This is a genomic window from Spirosoma terrae, from assembly GCF_010435915.1.
GTDB lineage: Bacteria > Bacteroidota > Bacteroidia > Cytophagales > Spirosomataceae > Spirosoma > Spirosoma terrae.
On record NZ_JAAFZH010000001.1, the window covers coordinates 509,133 to 527,554 of the forward strand.

Consider the following 18,422-nt stretch of genomic DNA (forward strand, 5'->3'; position numbering starts at 1 on the left):
TGACGTAACAACTGCTGACCCTCAACCTTCAAATAAGAATCAAATGAATTATACTTTAAAAAGCCTGATTGGGGGAGTGCTGTTGGGGGCAACGCTAATCAGCTGTAACCATGACTTCCTGAACACGCAGCCCGTCGATAAAGTGTCGGGTAGCGCTGTCTGGGCAGATGCATCCTTGTCGGACGCCTTTGTAACAGATGTGTACAATGGCTTGCGGGATGGTATTCTGGATCAGATGAGCTTTGACTGCCAGACCGATAACGCCCTATACAGTTTCGGTAAGCAGGATGTAAACGAAGCCAACGTGAGCCCCTCTAATGTAGGGACTATTAAAAACACGATGGAATGGAGCCCTATGTATCAGCGTATCCGGGCCGCCAACATCGCGCTGGCTAACCTGGCTAAGCCGAAATTTGATAATTCGAACGGCATTGCTGATCGGATGAAAGGGGAGATGTATTTCCTGCGCGCCTATTATCACAATCAATTGCTACGTTATTATGGCGGTATTCCGATCATCAAAACTGCATATACGTTAAACGAAGCGGATTTTAACATTCCTCGTAATACGTATGAAGAGTGTGTAAACGCTATCGTAAGCGATCTGGATTCAGCGGCTATTCTGCTCAAAGGCAGAACAATGGCGGCTGGTCGGGCTACAATGGGAGCTGCTATGGCTTTGAAAGCCCGCGTACTGCTCTACGCAGCCAGTGATTTGCACGACATTCCAACCGCTAAAACTAAATCGAGTGTAATCGCTAGCGCTACTAATCCGGAGTTGCTGGGTTACGTTAGTGGAGACCGGGCTGCTCGCTGGCAGAAAGCAAAGGCTGCCGCCAAAGCGGTTATGGATCTGAACCAGTACGGCTACAAACTCAACCTGTCGGCCCCGGTTTCTCCGACCGAAGGCCAGCAGAACTACCTCAACTTGTCGCTGTCACGTAATGGAGGAGAAGCCGACGGTATTTTCCTGAAATACTACATCCGGGCTTCGTTCGACGATTGGGGCTCCTGGTATCCTCGTAACAACATGCCGAACGGTTACCACGGCTGGACATCCAGCCAACCGACGCAGCAACTCGTTGATAGCTACGAGATGATGGACGGTACGAAGTTCGACTGGAAAAATCCGACGCATGCGGCTGCTCCTTACGAAAACCGTGATCCTCGTTTCTACCAGTCGATTCTGTACGACGGTGCGCAGTGGAAACCACGCACGCCCGATGGCGCAGGTATCGACCCCGCCGGTCAGATTCAGATGGGCTTCTACGAAACCGGAACAGGCGGTGGAACCGTGACTGCCTATGCCGGACTTGATACACGTAACAGTACGATCGAGAACTGGAATGGTACCTGGACCGGTTACGGCATCCGTCGGTTCATGGACCCTGATCCGACGCTGGTGGATATGAATATCCGTCAGGAAGTTCCATCGATTCAAATCCGGTATACGGAAGTGGTTCTCAACTATGCCGAGGCTTGCATGGCCTTAGGCCAGGATGAAGAAGCTCGCACCTGGATCAACCGGGTTCGTTTCCGGGCGGGTATGCCAGCCATGACGGAATCAGGTGCTGCGCTGATGGCCCGTTATCAGAACGAGCGGAATGTTGAGATGCTGTTCGAAGATCAACGCTTCTACGATGTCCGTCGCTGGATGATTGCGCCAACCGCGTTGGGTAGCCAGGCCAAGATTATTGTGATTACGGGTAAGCTCAAACCGGGTAAGTCGGTAACGACCTACAAATACAGTAAGGATAACTATAGCTATACCTATAGCGTACAGGATCTGGGTGTTGGTAAGGAGAACCGCAAGTGGAATGATAAGCTTTACTTCCTGCCCATCAACCGGGATGAGATCAATCGGAACAGTAAGCTTATTCAGAATCCGGGCTACTAGTACTTGTTTATATAAGGGTTGATTCGAAATGCCAGCGCTATGTGCGCTGGCATTTTTTGACTTATTTTTCGCCAATTTATATCCTTTATTAAGCTGTGAGAACGTTTTTGTGCTGCTCCCTTTTGGTCTGTATTTTTTGGTTAAGTGCCTGTCAGAATGCTGAAAAATCGGCTGGCCCTCCTGAAGCTCCTTTATTCACGTCGTTAACGCCGGAGCAGACAGGGATTACGTTTGCCAACAATCTGACTGAAGGGTTGAATACGAACGTACTGATGTATGAATACTTCTACAACGGTGGCGGAGTGGCAGTAGGCGATCTGAACGGCGATGGCTTTGAGGATATTTATTTCAGTGGCAATATGGTGCCCAACCAGTTGTATCTGAACAAAGGCCAAACAGGATTAATGCAATTTACAGACGTAACGGCTGCTGCCGGCGTGGCTGGTCGGGAAGGCCCCTGGCGAACGGGCGTATCAATGGCCGACGTAAACGGCGATGGGCGACTTGATTTATTCGTTTGTTATTCGGGAAGTTTGCCACCATTTAAGCGAGTTCCTCAGTTATTTATCAATGAAGGCGTCGATCAACAGGGCGTTCCGCATTTTTCCGATCAGGCAGCACAGTATGGCCTCGCGAATCCGCAACAGTGTACGCAGGGCACCTTTTTTGACTATGATCTCGACGGTGATCTGGATTTGTTTTTGCTGAATCATAATCCGCGTCTTTTGCCCGTTCTCGATCCCGGCCCAACAGCTGCCTTGTTGCAGCAGAGTAACCCAGAAATTGGCGTACGGCTACTACGTAACGTAGGTAATCGCTTTGAGGACGTAACGGAGCGGTCGGGGATTAGCAGTTCGGTGTTGAGTTATGGGCTTGGGTTAGGCGTTTCTGACTTAAACGGCGATGGATGGCCTGATTTGTACATATCGAATGATTACACGATTCCTGATTATCTCTACCTGAATAATCATGATGACCGTGGCAACGGACCGACCTTTACCAACCAACTGAAAAACAGCGTTCGGCATACGTCGCATTTTTCAATGGGTAACGATGTGGCTGATGTGAATAATGATGCCCGTCCGGATATTCTGACTCTCGATATGTTGCCCGAAGATAACCGGCGGCAGAAGCTTCTGATGGCGCCCGATAACTACGAAAAGTTCAATCTAGCAGTAGAATCAGGCTTTCATTATCAGCACATGCGGAATATGTTGCAGCTGAATATGGGCGTTGAGCAGGGTATAACGGGAAACAATCAAACTGGCAAGGCCGTGCCCATCTTCTCGGAAGTGGGTCAACTGGCTGGCATATCCAATACCGATTGGAGTTGGGCTCCGTTGCTGGCCGATTATGACAATGATGGCTGGAAAGATCTATACGTAACAAACGGGTATGTTCGGGACTATACGAACCAGGACTTTTTAAAGTTTATGACCGATTACATGCGCAATCGCCCCGCTAACTTTCGGCGGGAAGACGTTTTGGAACTCGTTCATAAAATCCCATCCTCCAACGTAATGAACTATATGTTTCGGAATCGGGGGGGCGATTCGGCGGGTGACGTTACGTTCGCCAATGTTGGGTCTGCCTGGGGATTAGCTCAAGCATCGAACAGTACAGGCGCGGCTTATGCGGATCTGGACAACGATGGCGACCTGGATTTGGTGGTGAACAACACTAATCAGCCTGCCTTTATTTTCCAGAATGAAGCTCGTTCGAAATCCGCGAACCACTATCTATCTGTTCAATTGGTCGGATCAGGAGCTAACACAAAAGGGGTGGGCGCAAAGCTAACACTCTACCAGTCTGGTAAACAGCAGTATCTGGAGCAAATGCCAATACGTGGTTATCAATCGAGTGTATCGCCCCGCTTGCATTTTGGATTAGGTAAGAACGCAACAATTGATTCACTACGTATTGTTTGGCCGAAGGGTAGACAACAGGTACTTAGAGCTGTAAAAGCAGATCAATTGCTTACAATTGAGGAAAAAAACGCCCAATCGACTTATTCGCCGACCCCGAATACACCGGCTATTTTTAAAGAAGTAAAAGCGCCAATTGCATTTGCCGATCCGATCAGCTCCGTCAATGACTTTAAACGGCAGACGTTATTGGTTAATGCTCAATCGTTCAATGGCCCGTGTCTGGTAAAAGCTGATGTCAATGGCGATGGTCGCGAGGATATTTATGCGGGAGGTAGTGGCGATCAGGCGGGTGTTTTATTTATTCAGCAGGCAAATCAGCAGTTTAGCCGCTCGGCACAACCTGCCTTTGAGGCCGATAACGCCTACAGCGATGCTGACGCTACGTTCTTCGATGCCAATGGTGATGGCTTCCCTGATCTGTATGTGTGTAGCGGTTATTATGGTGATCTGTCGCTGGGCGATTCGCGTTTGCAGGATCGTCTGTATCTGAACGATGGGAAAGGGCATTTTACAAAAACTGCAGGAGCCTTGCCTGCTATGAGCACCAGTGCGGGATGCGTTCGGGCTACCGATATCAATGGCGATGGTAAGCCTGATTTGTTTGTAGGTGGGCGTGTAGTGCCGGGTCGTTATCCTGAAACACCGACCAGTTATTTACTCATCAATGAGACAACGAACGGAATTCCTCGTTTTACGGATAAAACAGCGGCACTTGCCCCTATGCTCTCGCAACTGGGTATGGTTACCGACGCGGCCTGGATAGATCTTAACAAAGACCGAAAGCCGGAACTGGTTGTTGTTGGCGAATGGATGCCGATTACCATACTCAGTTCCGACAATGGCCGCTTAACGGATCAGACCAAAACATACTTAGATAAAGACTATCGCGGCTGGTGGAATAAGGTATTAATTGATGATTTCAACAACGACGGTCGCCCAGACCTGATTGTAGGTAATCAGGGGATGAATACACAATGCCGGGCCAGCGACCAGGAGCCAGCCGAATTGTATTACAAAGATTTCGACAATAATGGCAAAATAGACCCTATCCTGTGCCTATATGTGCAGGGGAAAAGCTACCCGCATGCCACGCGCGATGAGTTGCTGGAACAGCTCGGTATGCTACGTCATCGGTTTACTAATTACGACAGCTACTCAAACGCTACGTTGACGGATGTATTCAAGAAAGAAGAAATACAGGATGCTAAACGGTTGACGGCTAATTGCTTGACAACAACAGCGTTTATGAGTACACCGAGCGGAAAACTAACTGAAAAAACGTTGCCGTTATCAGCACAGACCTCACCCGTTTTTACAATCACTTCGTTAGACTATAATCAGGATGGGCGCAAGGATTTGTTGCTATGTGGAAACACGACGCAGGTTCGTTTACGATTCGGCCGTTCCGATGCAAACAATGGGCTCCTGATGAAAGGAGACGGTAAAGGCAATTTTCAGGCTTTGCCGCAAACCCAGTCTGGCTTTGGCGTTGAGGGCGATGTCCGTTCTGTTGTATCGGTGGGAAATAACCTATTGTTTGGTATTAATCAGCGACCGCTACAGGCTTACTCTGTCCAGAAACCGTGAGTGATAAACGAGCTGGCTAAAGCGCAGTTAAAAAAGAACACTGAACCCAGTGTTCTTTTTTAACATAATCCCTTATCGTGTAGTTTACATCCATCAGTACGTTTATTCTTATCACGTATATAGGTGGTCTCCATTCGAACTACATTTACAAAAATTTGTCTATTCCTTGGGGTGCTTGCGTCTGTAACTACTGTTTCAGTTGCGCAATTGCCTGCCTCTGAATGGCCCGAACAACCAGAAATTTATTTCCCTCAGGCTCCTTTGCCGGGGCAGTGGCGCAAATCGATTGGCGCTGTTTTTACAACGACTCCGCCCGAACTGACCGAGGAAGTACGGGTTAGCGTTCCGGCTATCGACTTTCATGTTCAGCGAGGCTTAACGGAGCATTTGTTTCTGGTTGGTCGATTGCAGACGCAGATTGTTCAGAGTAATCTGGCTGTAGGATTACGTTGGGCAACCCCACTTACAAATCGATTGCATATGGCCGTTGGTTATGATCTGACCGGCTGGTTTGGCGCGCTAAAAATCAAAGACGTGTTTAACAGTCAGGCTTTTGGCGCACAAAGCTTTCCCAATCTGTCTGTTGGTTACCGATTGACAAGAGATCTGGAGTTAACCGTTAAAGGCGAAGCCATTATGGATCTCTATTATCGATCAAAGGTCGGTAACCTGGCTGTTGTGTATGATCGGCGGCAGGTAAATGGCGTTGCAGTTACGTTTATCCTCGAACAGCCATTTTATAAAGAACGTCACGTATCAGTTGGCTTCCGTGCAGCATATTCCAATTTTAACTGGCAGCTCTGGTCACTCTATGATACGTTTGACCGCAATCTGTTTTATCCTCAACTAATTTTCGGATTCATTCTGTGAAACAATACGGCATCATCGGTATCGGGTTCTTGTTGCTGCTTTTCTGGGGATGCCGGAAAGAGTACGAAGCCCCTGTGCCTTATACATTTACGAATCAGCCAGGATCGGGAAAATTCACACCCGCTATTCGCCAGGCTATGAACGGTGTTTATGGCGTAACAGATGGGGCTGGCGTGTTTGGCGATCAGGTCGTTTTAAAGTGGACTTATACGCTGGAAGGGACTGACACGACTCATTACCTTTCCGTATTTTCGGGCGTAGATGTAGCCTATTTCAACCTGGAAATTAACACAAAAGCCGATAGTCTGGCCTTATCGGGCTACTGGCGTAAGTTGACGAACACGCAAAAGGGACAGACTCGTCTTACAGTGCGGGAAAAACGGAACGGGCAGCTACAGCCTTTTTCTGGTAGTCTAACAGATGGTGATACGCTAGTGATCGATGGCGCATATGGTAATGATGATGCTGAGCCAGCTCAAAAAGTAACCTTTACGTATCGTAGGCCACTGAATTCGCGACCGTTTGCTATAATGGCACATCGTAGTGGAGGCCGAACATCCGATTTACTGCCAGCTTCCGAAAATTCGGTCGATATGATCAAGTTAGCGTCCAGGCTGGGGGCTAACGGGATTGAGATTGATGTGCGTTATACGAAAGATGGTGTGCCCATTCTGTACCACGACAATACGTTGAACTTGCGACTTGTTCAGAAAAACGGCCTGCTCGGTCCCATCGAAAATTATACGTATCAGCAGCTAAATAATCTGGTGCGGCTCATCAATGGCGAAAAAATACCGACACTGGAAGAAGCCTTGGACGCCGTTCTTAACAATACGTCGTTGGAGTTTGTCTGGCTCGATACCAAGTACATTGGGCCGATGGATAAAGTACAGGCTATTCAGCAAAAATACCGGCAGCGAGCTATTTTGGCCCGCCGGAATCTACGTATCGTAATTGGCTTACCGTCAACAGATGCTGTTGCTTCCTATCAGGCTCTAAGTGATAAAGAAAACACGCCGATTCTGTGCGAATTGGACACGGCAACTACCCGAAGCTTGAACGCCAGAATCTGGGCTCCCCGCTGGACCTTAGGTCCGCAAACGGCTGAAGTTGCGGCCATGCAGGCAGAGGGCCGGACCGTATTCGTCTGGACGCTCGATGAGCCAGAGTTTATCCGGGAGTTTATTGCGCAAAACACCTTCGACGGTATTCTGTCTAATTATTCGTCCGTTGTGGCTTATTATCACTACTCAAGCCAATAATTATGAAAAATATTTCCCACTGTATTGGCCTGATTGTTCTGCTGCTCCTGATCAATAACGTAGCAAGTGCACAGAGACGCCAACGTAGCACCGATTCGACCCGAATCCGACGTAGCTGGCGATTGGCGAATGACACAACCCGTTTTCGACGGCGATTGCCAGACTCTATTCGTACCCGACGATGGGATTATGCCCTGGTGGTTACGGCTGGAGGAGGACTTTCTTATTATGCTACTCATCTGGGCATTCCATCCAATCTGGAGCGACCCCGTATTAGCCGATTTGGTTCGCCTGCATCGCTACGGGTGATGTGGTATCCTGATCATCGGTTGCGGGTAGGCCTTGAAAGCGGTTGGACCACGATGTATAATTATCGGGGAACCGTAGCGGGCGAACGCACGCATGTCTATGTGTCAGCAGTACCTATTCTATTGGTATTTTCAATGCCTTTGGCCTGGATTAGAGGGATCGAACGAAATCTGGTTCGGCGTATGGCCGTTACGGTCGGAACGGGTGCTTACGTTAATCATTCTCAACTGGATTATGGTGGGCGCGTTCTTTCGAGTACGGTTAGTCCGGGCTGGATGGCAGGCGTTTCATACACATATCCGATTGGCCGTCGTTTTAGAGTAGCTGGGGAACTGAAATGGTTTGATGCTGTGGCAGTTAAAAACGCAGCCTTCACCGCCGAAGCACAATTGGTATGGCGAGCGTTTTCCTGGTAGATAATTGTTCATTACGATTTGCCGTTATTAGCTATAAATAGAGCGTTATGGATCAGGAAAGTCATAAAAAGGAAATTCTATTTTTGAGCGATACGCAAGCTCCTATGTGGGTTGAGCGCTTGGTATTACGTACGCATCAGAACACAAAAGCCACCACAACAATCTTTGCCGAAATTATTCGTCTGAAGCCCGACGTACTGTATTGGCTGGGCGACATTGTATCATTAGGCTATCGAAACAATAAGTGGCGAATCATTGACGAATTTCTGGCTAAATGTACAGCCGTTGGAACGGCCGTATATGCCATTATGGGTAACCACGACGTAATGGGACGGCCTAAAAAAGGTGCCCGAAATTTCCAGAAGCGTTTCCCCGAACACATTCCAACGGGTTACGTGAAAATAACGGATTCGATTGCCGTCGTGATGCTGAACTCTAACTTCAGTACACTATCCATTGCGGAGCTGGTAAAGCAGCAAACCTGGTACGAAAAGACCCTGAAAGATCTGGATGAAGACCCGGCGGTTAATGTTGCTATTGTTACGTGTCATCACGCACCTTATTCAAACAGTAAGCTGGTTGGATCATCGAAACTGGTGCAACAACGATTTGTGCCAGCCTACACGAAAGCCCGTAAAACGAAGCTGTTTATTACGGGACATTCGCACGCCTTTGAACGCTATCAGTTTGATGGAAAAGAGTTTCTGGTAATCGGGGGCGGAGGAGGGCTACGTCAGCCGCTGAACATGTCGCCCACGCGACTCCCTGACCTAGCCACTACGTATAAACCATTGTTCCATTATCTGGCGGTTCGGCGCGAAGGCGATGGACTGCGTTTAACGTCCTATTGTCTGCGAAGTGATTTTTCTGGCTTCGATCAGGGTTATCAGTTCGAGATTCCCTCCGAAGTTGAGGTGGAAGAAACGCCACTGGCCGATTAAATTCGATACGTAGCGTAGCTTCCTCAACAAAACGAAGTCCTCCAAAGATGATAAGCATTTGGGAGGACTTCGTTTTGTTGAGGAAGTATTTTCTGTTACTTATTCTTCTGCTACGTTCCCGGCACCCAGTTCCGAAAAAAGCGTTTGCCAGTATTGCGTAACCGCCGGGTTATTTTCTTTAACTGAAGCGTTGGGTTCGAAAGGTAGAACCATCGTGATTTCTGGACTGCCAATCTCATATTTTTTTAACTGTGCAGCATCGGTTTTGGCCCATTCGTCGGCCTGAGCGTTATCTTTTGGCGGTTTCACCTGAAAATCGCGCCGGGTAGCCCCTTTTACGCTCTCAATCATATCGCTCAGGTAATACACTTTCACGGTTGCACCTGTTTCATTGGCTTTGGCAATGACCGGAAGGCTGGCCCATATATCGGTTTCCTGATTCGATGAGCCCGCATTTTGAGTGACCAGCTGCTGTAAGACACGCTGACGTATCTGCGTTTTTTCGCGAGAGAGCGACATGGCGAATTCGGTTTCTGCAGTTTCTCGGTCAGTTGGACTGGCTGCCGATACGTCTTCCATTTCAGAACGTACCGTTACGTTTAGCGATCGGGCTTTCGATGTATTTTCGTGAATGAAGTAGACCTCAAGCCTGTCGCCTTTCTGGCGGATATTCTGCTCGATAATATCATTTATAGCCTGCTGATACTTCTGAGCAACAAAGGCTTTGTTGATATTGACGCTACGTGTTTTATCGAGAAAAATCAGGGTATAAATCGGCCCTTCCGTATCAACTTTAGGTTTATCGCTATCGCTGGAGCAGGCTAGTAGGGCTATCGTAAAAAAGCAGAATAAAGCCCAGTTCAGTGTGAACGTTCGTTTCATAGTATGGTGGTGCTCCATCTTACTGGTTCAAGAGTAATGTTTTCCGTAGCGTGCTATCGGCGGGAGCGTTGTGATTCCAATAATCGGTTGTTATGCTTTTCTGTAAAACGGCTCTGGTGGTCAGAAGGTTATCCCGAGTTTTATAGGTTTCTTCCCACCCCACAATTTTATGCGGGAATTGACCTTCAAAAATGATGATCAGCGTTCGGTCGTCGGTAGGGTATTCAATGGTGTATGATTTGAGAAACTTACCCGGATAAAGCACTCCTTCATAGTTGTCGATTTTGAGTTTGGCCGGTAGCGGATCAAGGCGGGCATGGCGCAGTCGAGCCGTCATTGTTCCCGGAATCAACTGAGTTTCGCCCCTGGGCAGCGCTTCGGGGTTTAAACGAATTCGGTTCCAGAGTTCGTCTTCCAGGGTTGCTTTGCTGACGGTATAGTCTTCATCGACTTCATGCTCAAAATAGGAATTGCCTTGTACGCGGTAGCTGCTATTCCTGTAGTTAAGCTGGAGATAGGTATGGCCAAGCCAATCCTGACTGGTTGTGCTGACTTTCAGTGTATTGGCGAAAGGGCCTGACCGACTATCGCCGGTGTTAATTGGGGTAAAGACGGAGGTTAGAAGCGAATGGTCGTGAAGACCCGTTGTGAATTTTTTGATGATGTTCGTTTTCAGGACCGGTATTGCTTTGTCCTTGTCCGTTACGCTTAAGGCCGTATCGAGTTCTACCTGTTTATCGGTCCGAAAGTTTACGGTTGCAAAAACCATAACGACATCGCCCGGATTTAAAACGCCATAGTCAGCCTGCTCAAGTCGATACGTATTGACTTCAGCCTTATTCGCGAACCAGTAATCCGCAAAATTGGTGGCTATTCCATTCGTTGGTGGTGGCGTGCTAGTCGTTTGCTGCTGAAAAATGGTTGCTCGCATCGCAAACGCGAATACAACAGCCAGAGCAAGGACGATCAGCAGAAAATTTTTTTGAATGAACATAGAATGCTTTCAGGTTCAACTCGGCAAAAATCAGGCAGTTTCGCTTATCTTACAACTCTTTACCAAACAATTGCCCAATCATGATACAACCTTACTCACGACTCCTGCTAATTGTTTACATTACCCTTTCTATTTTTCATTCGCTGAGGGCTCAGGTTCCCAAAGCGCCAGCGCGACACGAAGGTGATGGTCCCTTCGGAAAGCTAATTATCAGAGGTGTTACACTCGTCAACAGTACTGGGGCTCCTCCGGTGGGCCCGATGGATATTGTCGTTGAAAAAAATCGAATTGTTCAGATTCAGTCAGTTGGCCATCCAGGCGTTCCCATTGAAGAACGAAGACGCCCGAAAGCGGCTCCCGGGGACAAGGAGCTGAACTGCGAAGGAATGTATTTGATGCCGGGCTTTGTGGATATGCACGGTCATATTGGTGGGCAGGCGCAGGGCGCCAATGCGGAGTACGTTTTCAAACTCTGGCTGGCTCATGGCATCACAACCATTCGTGACCCATCGTGTGGTAATGGGCTTGATTGGGTACTTGAACATCGCGCCAAAAGTGAACGTAACGAAATTACGGCGCCACGTATCAAAGCCTACACTGTTTTTGGGCAGGGAGCTAAGGAGGCAATCAGTACGCCCGAACAGGCACGGGCCTGGGTACAACTGAACGCCAAGCGCGGAGCCGATGGTATTAAGTTCTTTGGGGCAGAGCCTGCTATATTTCGGGCCGCTCTGGAGGAAAATAAGAAACTTGGCCTTCGGTCGGCCTGCCACCATGCGCAGCTGGAAGTGGCCCGTATGAATGCGCTGGCTACGGCAAAAGCTGGTCTGACGTCATTGGAGCACTGGTATGGTTTACCGGAAGCGTTGTTCGAAGACAAAACCATTCAGAATTATCCGGCAACTTATAACTACGGTAACGAGCAGAACCGATTTGAAGAAGCGGGTAATCTTTGGCAACAAGCCGCCAAGCCCGGTACCGAACGGTGGAATAAAGTAATGGATGAGCTGATTGCCCTGGATTTCACGCTTGACCCTACATTCAATATCTACGAAGCCAACCGCGAACTGATGCTTGCCCGGCGGGCTGAATGGCATGATGACTATACAATGCCGAGTTTATGGCGTTTTTACGGTCCCAGCCGGATTTCGCATGGATCGTACTGGCACAATTGGGGAACCGAGCAGGAAGTAGCCTGGAAGAAGAATTACCAGCTGTGGATGCAATTTATCAACGAATATAAAAATCGGGGTGGGCGCGTAACAGCAGGCTCTGATTCTGGATTCATTTATCAACTCTACGGATTTGCTTATATCCGTGAGCTGGAGTTATTACGTGAAGCTGGCTTTCATCCGCTGGAGGTGATCCGTGCCGCTACATTGAAAGGAGCCGAAGCACTCGGGATGACTGATCAGATTGGCTCGGTTGAAGTGGGTAAGCTGGCCGATTTTGTAATTGTTGATCAGAACCCACTCGCCAATCTGAAAGTCTTGTACGGTACCGGCGCCATCCATCTGAACGAAAAGAACGAAGTGGAGCGTGTTGGTGGCGTAACATATACGGTGAAAGATGGTGTTGTTTATGACGCTAAAAAACTATTGGCCGATGTTCGCCAGATGGTTGCCGACGCTAAAGAGAAAGAAAATTTCGAAATAACTCAGCCAGGCGTAGCACCGAAACCTAGTAAAGTATCGGGCGGGAAGAATTAAGTTTATATATCTATTGCCTATCGCCTGAACTCATCAGAAGATGAGTTCAGGCGATTTTTAGTATAGTTGGGTAAGTAAGAGCTATTGATATTTGTGTTTTTAGGGAGAATAAAAAAGATAGGATCTATGGAAGAAATCGCATTCGCCATGAAATTGAAGCCAGGAAATGAAGCCGAGTATAAACGCCGTCACGACGAAATATGGCCCGAACTTTCGGCTGCCCTGACGGAAGCGGGTATTCGCGATTACTCTATTTTTCTGGACCGGTCGAGTGGTACGTTATTCGGCGTTCAAAAACGGCTGGAAGGCCATACTGCCGACCTGCTGCCTAGTTTGCCCGTAATGAAGCGCTGGTGGGCCTATATGGCTGACCTGATGGACACCAATCCCGATAACTCCCCCGTGGCTGTTCGGTTGGAATCGGTCTTTCATATGGATTGATTGGAGAGTAAAGAGTCATTAGCAGGGTTTTTCTTTTGTTTGATCAGTATCGGTACAATCAAGAAACTAAGACTGCTGAATAGAAGCGAAAAAGCGGTCTGGGCGGCATGTAGGAAGGTGGCCATTACTACGCTGGCAGTTTCATCCATACCATAAAGCATAAGAACCCTGCTAACCAGAAAGTGGTATGTACCGATGCCGCCTTGCGTTGGCACCGCAATACCTCCCAATGAACTCACGGTCAGAATGGTTAAAGCGGCCGAAGGTGGCAGCGACACGGTTTGGGATGATGCGAAAAATAACAGATATGTTGTTAAAAAGGCAACTACATAACTGGTTACGGTTAAAACGACAAACAGAACAGGCTTCTTTACTTTTTTAATGGACATAAAGCCCTTCGCTACGTTGTGAAGAACACCATTGATTCGCTGGACCAGTGGATGCTGGCGGTAGGCTTGGTTCTGTACTAGCGAGTAGATGAAGGCAATCCCTGCCAATACTATTCCGGCAGAACCAGCTAAAAGTAGGGTATAGCTGCCGCTCGTGTAGGCGTCAGGCAACAAGGGACTGAGTAGGTTGGTCAGGAATTGCCCTACTCGTTTAAATTCCAGAAAAAACGTTAGTGCAATCAGAATAAACAGCATTAAAATATCGATCACCCGTTCGGCAACAACCGATCCTAATCCTTGAGCTATAGGAACATTGTCAGTACGTTGCAGGGTGCCGCACCGGGTGAGTTCACCGGCACCGGGAATGATCATACTGGCCATTGCGCCCGCCAGTAATGCTATGACAGTCCTGAACAAAGAAGGGGTATAGTCCATCGCCTGAAGAGTGAGCTGCCAGCGGGAAGCCCGAACGAGATGATAGATGGCAATAGTTACGCCTGCCATGAACAACCACTGGTAATTGGCTTGCTGGAACTGGGCTGAAAGCTCGGCAATTGGAACATCTTTCAGGACGTACCACAGCAGGCCAACCGCTACTACAATCGGCACTACTTGCCGTATAAATGGGCTATTCATGTTGGCAAATTAGTGAATTTCATAAACACATTACTGAATTTTGGCAGACTGGCACGGTATTGGTAAGTTTGATTAGGTAATAGAAAGAGTACCCATAGCCCAATCAGATAGATAGTATTCTCTCATGTCAAAGAAAAGGAAAGTCCCTAATCCTATCAATGCGACCAGTCAGGTAGTTAAACCGTCTAAAACACAATCAAATTCTATTCCAGTAGAATCAACACCAACCATTCCTACCGCAATTGATGAGTCAGACCGGCCTTTTGAATTAATACGTTTCGATAAACGGGTCAAGTGGTCTATTGGCCTCTGTATCGGCCTGTTTCTGGTGTTAACACTGGCGAAGATCAACTATTCGTCGATCGGTATGTGGAACACCATTATGCCCGATGGGTCGGATGCCAAACGGGGTATTATCTCGGGTAATCCCAAACCGATACGTATGGACGAGTGGGCCATTCTAGCGCCGTTCATGCTGTCGCAGGCCAATCAGGGGTTCCCGCTCGAAAATCCAGCCATTGGTGGCGAAAAAGTAGCGCTGGTAGGCTATTTTCCTATTAATCACTTTATTTCATTCTTTAGACCCGACTATTGGGGGTTTTATCTGTTTGATGTTGATCATGGGTTTGCCTGGCGCTGGAATTTTATTTTGTGCTTTGGGCTGATTTCTGTCATGCTGGCTTTTATGCTTCTGACCCGAAATCAGTTCTGGTTATCAGTTTTAGGAGCCATCTGGCTCATTTTCTCCCCTGGGCTGGCCTGGTGGTCGTTTTTCTTACTGACTAGTATTTATTCCGGGTTTGGAATGCTGATTGCCTCGGCATACATGTTTTTTGCTACGAAAACCAGAACTATTCTGATTGCCGGTATTTTGTTTTTCTGGTGCTTCTCGATGTTCGCACTGACCTTATACCCGCCTTACCAGGTTCCGCTAGGGTATTTGCTGGTGTTTTTGCTAGTCGGTTATACCTGGCAGCATTTTAATAAAGAGTTGTTGTTCAGTAAGATTTGGCTCAAGCTAGGCGTTTTTGCAGTGGCTTTTGCCAGTATGGGGTTCATTTTCTATATGTATTACCTGGATGCCAAGTCAACGATCGACGTAATGTCCAATACGGTTTATCCGGGTAAACGTAGCGAAACGGGTGGGACAGGATTTGTGGCAAACTGGTTTTCGGAATACTACGCCGGATGGTTGCTATCTGATCAGAAATTTCCTCAGACCTGGTTGAATATCTGCGAATTATCGCATTTCATTACGTTCACACCCGTTATTGCGGTAAGTACGCTAATTTACTTTATCCGGACTAAAAAGATAGATCCTCTGCTGGCCATTATTCTGGGATACGTATTGGTTTTGCTGATCTGGATTGAAATAGGCTTTCCCGCTTTTCTGGCAAAAGCAACGTTATTAGATGTCAGTCCAACCCGTCGAACACAAATCCCCTTCGGTATCGCTAACGTGGTGCTGGCCGTACTCTACATGGGGTATATCCATGCAAAGAAGATAAAAGTAGAGGGTTCGTTAGTGGCAGCACTTTCAGTGGCGGTCATTGGCTTTATGGTTTACGCGGCCTGGCTGAATCTGGACGATGCGCAGGGCGTTTACAAATCGTATCAGTTGTTCTTACCCACGCTGTTCTTCATCGTGCTCAATTGGCTGTTGCTGCCCGTTGTCAATTTCCCGAGTAAAGAAATTGCGGTGGTTGGAGCCGTGGTTTTCTTTACTTTACCCAACCTGAAAATCAACCCGGTTGGCAAAGGAATGACGCCAATAACCGATAATGCGCTCTACAAAAAAGTACGGGAAATTCATCTTCAGGAGCCTGAGGCTCGCTGGGTTGTGCTTGGTAATCAGTATATTACGTATATCGTTACGGCAACTGGTGTTAATCAGCTCAGTGGCGTAAAAAACCAGCCCGACTTTAAAACAATGCGAGTATTAGACCCTACGGCTAAGCGAGACTCTGCCTACAACCGCTATGCTCATGCCATCTACAATACGTATATCGACCCGGTTCATCCGGATACCGTTATCATGCAGAGCAATTTTGAAGACGGTTATCAGGTAGCGCTCGATCCTTGTTCGCCTAAACTCAGAAAGCTAAACGTACGGTATATTATTTTTGATCGTACGCCACAGCCGGTAGAAATTCGATGCATGAAGCAAGTTGCAAAAATGGGTAATCTTGAAATCTATCGAACCAATGACTGACCAGATCTATGTCATAATACCAGCCTTCAATGAAGGAAAGGTTATTCGCCAGACGATACGATCGCTGGGAAATCAGTACCACATTGTTCTGGTCGATGATGCTTCGACCGACGATACGGCCAACGCTGTTCGTGATTTACCGATCTACTACGTTCGGCACGACATCAATCTTGGCCAGGGGGCAGCTTTGCAAACTGGGATGGATTTTGCTCTGCAACAAGGGGCCGATATTGTCGTTCATTTCGATGCGGATGGACAGCACAATCCAGCTGATATTGATCGGTTTATTGAAGTCCTCAAAACTCAGAAAACTGATGTGGTTCTGGGCTCAAGATTCATGCGGCAGGAGGATCTTCTGGCTATACCACGCCTAAGGCGTTTTTTGTTGCGAGTAGCCAGGGTGGTAAATGGACTGCTGACAGGTTTGTGGCTTTCTGATGCACATAATGGATTTCGGGTTATGAACAGACAAGCGCTACGTTCTATTCAGCTCAAGGAAAACCGCATGGCTCATGCCACCGAAATTCTGATGCAGGTTCGTAGAAATCGACTTCACTACATAGAATCGCCAACTCATATTATTTATACTGAATATTCTCAGGTGAAAGGGCAACGCTGGCAGGGTGCAATTGATATATTGATCGATGTGTTCATTAATAAATATTTCCGCTAATGCAGGCTGATATTCAACTTCATTTCACGCCCATACAATTACTGCTGTCTTTATTGCTGATGGTGGTCGCTGTGGCTTCATTACGGTTGTTTCGGAACCGTCTGCTATACCGTTTGTTCTTCGTTGCTATCGTTCTGACAGGTATTTTGTTTGTGACTGTGCCTGAGCTGCCTTATTACATTGCCAACCGGCTGGGTGTAGGACGGGGCGTCGATTTGGTCTTTTATTTACTGTTTACGGGGTTTCTTCTGCTAATTGCCGTATTGTACCGCCGACTGCTGCAGCATGATATTATTTTAACCCAGATTATCCGACAGAACGCTATCAAAAACTGCCGAAACAATCACGCACGCAAAGGAAGAGAAAATGTGCACTAAACATACTACAGTCGATGCCAATAAGTCGGAGTAATTCGCTCATTAGCAATGGGTTGGTTGGCAAACCACTGTTTAGGGGCAATAACGATTCGATTCGTTTCGCCATTTAACCAGGCACCCCACCAACTGAACGAACTGTTGGCAACGATGCCATGTCGGCACAGGCTCATCAGATACATATCCTGCCAGCTATCAGTGGTTTTGTTGTGATCAATGAACGTAGCGGATCCCAGTACATTCGCTAACTCCTGCCTAACCCAGGCCTGGTCGTCGGAAAACACAAAAAGATGGGCATTGGCTACCTGATCACGTAGTGATTTGACAGCCTGTCGATAATACGATACGTCGCACACTCCATGATGTTGATTTGCGGTGGCATTGGAAACATAATCGCCACGACGTATATGCACAAACGTAGCATTGCTGTGAGCCCTGATTGAATCCGCTATCCGTCTTGTTTGTTCAGAAACTGGCTTTCGAAAAATTAACTGGTTACGTAAAGCTGCTGAGACTGGCTGGAAATAAGAGTCCGACTGCCAATAGCCCAAACAAACTACATCGCTGATGTTAGGAGTAATCACATCTAACGACGTTTGAGCATTCTCCCGTAAAAAAATAGCGCTGAAACCCGGAATAAGCGCTTTACCCAAGCCGCCTAACGTATCAGCTAACGAGGCTTCACGTTGCTCGATGCCAAATACATCGAGTTCGTACTGGCGAGCCGTGTACTGACGAACTCGGGCCAGCAACCGGCTATCGAGTAAATGCCGTTCAAGTCGGAGTGGGGTTTGGAGCTGGCAGGCTAGTCTAAAGCCAAATGAATACTGGAAAAGCTGATTCCCTAATCCACCTGCAAGGATAGAAATTACCATATGTCAGACCTGCCCGAAAAAGGAATC

The 18,422-nt window shown here is 47.6% G+C and carries 15 protein-coding genes; 11 read left to right on the top strand and 4 right to left on the bottom strand.

The genetic code is table 11. The annotated features are described in order from the left end of the window. Positions 1-43 precede the first annotated feature (43 nt). From GK108_RS02270 to GK108_RS02295, 6 genes are all read left to right on the top strand, one after another. Complete coding sequence (locus tag GK108_RS02270; RefSeq protein WP_163942122.1) at positions 44-1,897, top strand: RagB/SusD family nutrient uptake outer membrane protein; 1,854 nt, start codon at positions 44-46, stop codon at positions 1,895-1,897. Positions 1,898-2,028: 131 nt separating this feature from the next. Next, the gene (locus GK108_RS02275) at positions 2,029-5,412 is read left to right on the top strand and encodes a VCBS repeat-containing protein (protein WP_317166483.1); all 3,384 of its coding nucleotides are present in this window, start codon (positions 2,029-2,031) and stop codon (positions 5,410-5,412) included. Between the two features lie 171 nt (positions 5,413-5,583). Further along, positions 5,584-6,282 carry a hypothetical protein gene (locus tag GK108_RS02280; RefSeq protein ID WP_317166468.1) on the top strand — a complete coding sequence of 233 codons (699 nt, stop codon included), beginning with the start codon at positions 5,584-5,586 and terminating at the stop codon, positions 6,280-6,282. Beyond that, positions 6,279-7,544, top strand: coding sequence for a glycerophosphodiester phosphodiesterase (locus GK108_RS02285; RefSeq protein WP_163942128.1), 1,266 nt, complete (start codon positions 6,279-6,281; stop codon positions 7,542-7,544). The genes GK108_RS02280 and GK108_RS02285 overlap by 4 nt, the downstream gene beginning before the upstream one ends. 2 nt (positions 7,545-7,546) lie before the next feature. After that, a complete protein-coding gene (locus tag GK108_RS02290; protein WP_163942131.1) occupies positions 7,547-8,269 on the top strand; it encodes a hypothetical protein in 723 nt (240 codons plus the stop codon). Positions 8,270-8,316: 47 nt separating this feature from the next. Next, a complete protein-coding gene (locus tag GK108_RS02295) occupies positions 8,317-9,210 on the top strand; it encodes a metallophosphoesterase family protein (protein ID WP_163942135.1) in 894 nt (297 codons plus the stop codon). A gap of 99 nt (positions 9,211-9,309) precedes the next feature. Here the strand turns inward: GK108_RS02295 and GK108_RS02300 are convergent, their stop codons facing one another. Then, positions 9,310-10,092, bottom strand: a complete 783-nt coding sequence (locus GK108_RS02300) for a hypothetical protein (protein ID WP_246224629.1) — start codon at positions 10,090-10,092, stop codon at positions 9,310-9,312. 19 nt (positions 10,093-10,111) lie between these two features. Continuing rightward, on the bottom strand, positions 10,112-11,086 hold the full coding sequence (locus GK108_RS02305) for a hypothetical protein (protein ID WP_163942138.1): 975 nt from the start codon (positions 11,084-11,086) through the stop codon (positions 10,112-10,114). Between the two features lie 80 nt (positions 11,087-11,166). On the opposite strand from GK108_RS02305, the gene GK108_RS02310 reads away from it, so the two are divergent. Together GK108_RS02310 and rhaM are read left to right on the top strand one after the other, a co-directional pair. Continuing rightward, positions 11,167-12,795, top strand: a complete 1,629-nt coding sequence (locus tag GK108_RS02310) for an amidohydrolase family protein (RefSeq protein WP_163942140.1) — start codon at positions 11,167-11,169, stop codon at positions 12,793-12,795. A 126-nt stretch (positions 12,796-12,921) separates the two neighbouring features. After that, positions 12,922-13,236: an L-rhamnose mutarotase gene (rhaM, locus tag GK108_RS02315; RefSeq protein WP_163942143.1), complete on the top strand. Its 315-nt coding sequence runs from the start codon at positions 12,922-12,924 to the stop codon at positions 13,234-13,236. Here rhaM and GK108_RS02320 read toward each other — a convergent pair. Then, positions 13,224-14,261 (bottom strand): lysylphosphatidylglycerol synthase transmembrane domain-containing protein, encoded by a 1,038-nt coding sequence (locus tag GK108_RS02320; protein ID WP_163942146.1) that lies wholly within the window; start codon positions 14,259-14,261, stop codon positions 13,224-13,226. The genes rhaM and GK108_RS02320 overlap by 13 nt on opposite strands. Positions 14,262-14,385: 124 nt before the next feature. On the opposite strand from GK108_RS02320, the gene GK108_RS02325 reads away from it, so the two are divergent. From GK108_RS02325 to GK108_RS02335, 3 genes are read left to right on the top strand one after another with little or no spacing between them, the layout of a single operon-like run. Further along, positions 14,386-16,473, top strand: a complete 2,088-nt coding sequence (locus tag GK108_RS02325) for a glucosyltransferase domain-containing protein (RefSeq protein WP_246224631.1) — start codon at positions 14,386-14,388, stop codon at positions 16,471-16,473. Continuing rightward, positions 16,466-17,146, top strand: a complete 681-nt coding sequence (locus GK108_RS02330; RefSeq protein ID WP_163942148.1) for a glycosyltransferase family 2 protein — start codon at positions 16,466-16,468, stop codon at positions 17,144-17,146. Before GK108_RS02325 ends, GK108_RS02330 begins: the two co-directional genes overlap by 8 nt. After that, a complete protein-coding gene (locus tag GK108_RS02335) occupies positions 17,146-17,523 on the top strand; it encodes a DUF2304 domain-containing protein (protein WP_163942150.1) in 378 nt (125 codons plus the stop codon). The genes GK108_RS02330 and GK108_RS02335 overlap by 1 nt, the downstream gene beginning before the upstream one ends. Before the next feature lie 5 nt (positions 17,524-17,528). Here GK108_RS02335 and GK108_RS02340 read toward each other — a convergent pair whose 3' ends face one another. Beyond that, on the bottom strand, positions 17,529-18,395 hold the full coding sequence (locus tag GK108_RS02340) for an alpha-1,2-fucosyltransferase (protein WP_163942153.1): 867 nt from the start codon (positions 18,393-18,395) through the stop codon (positions 17,529-17,531). Positions 18,396-18,422: the final 27 nt, after the last annotated feature.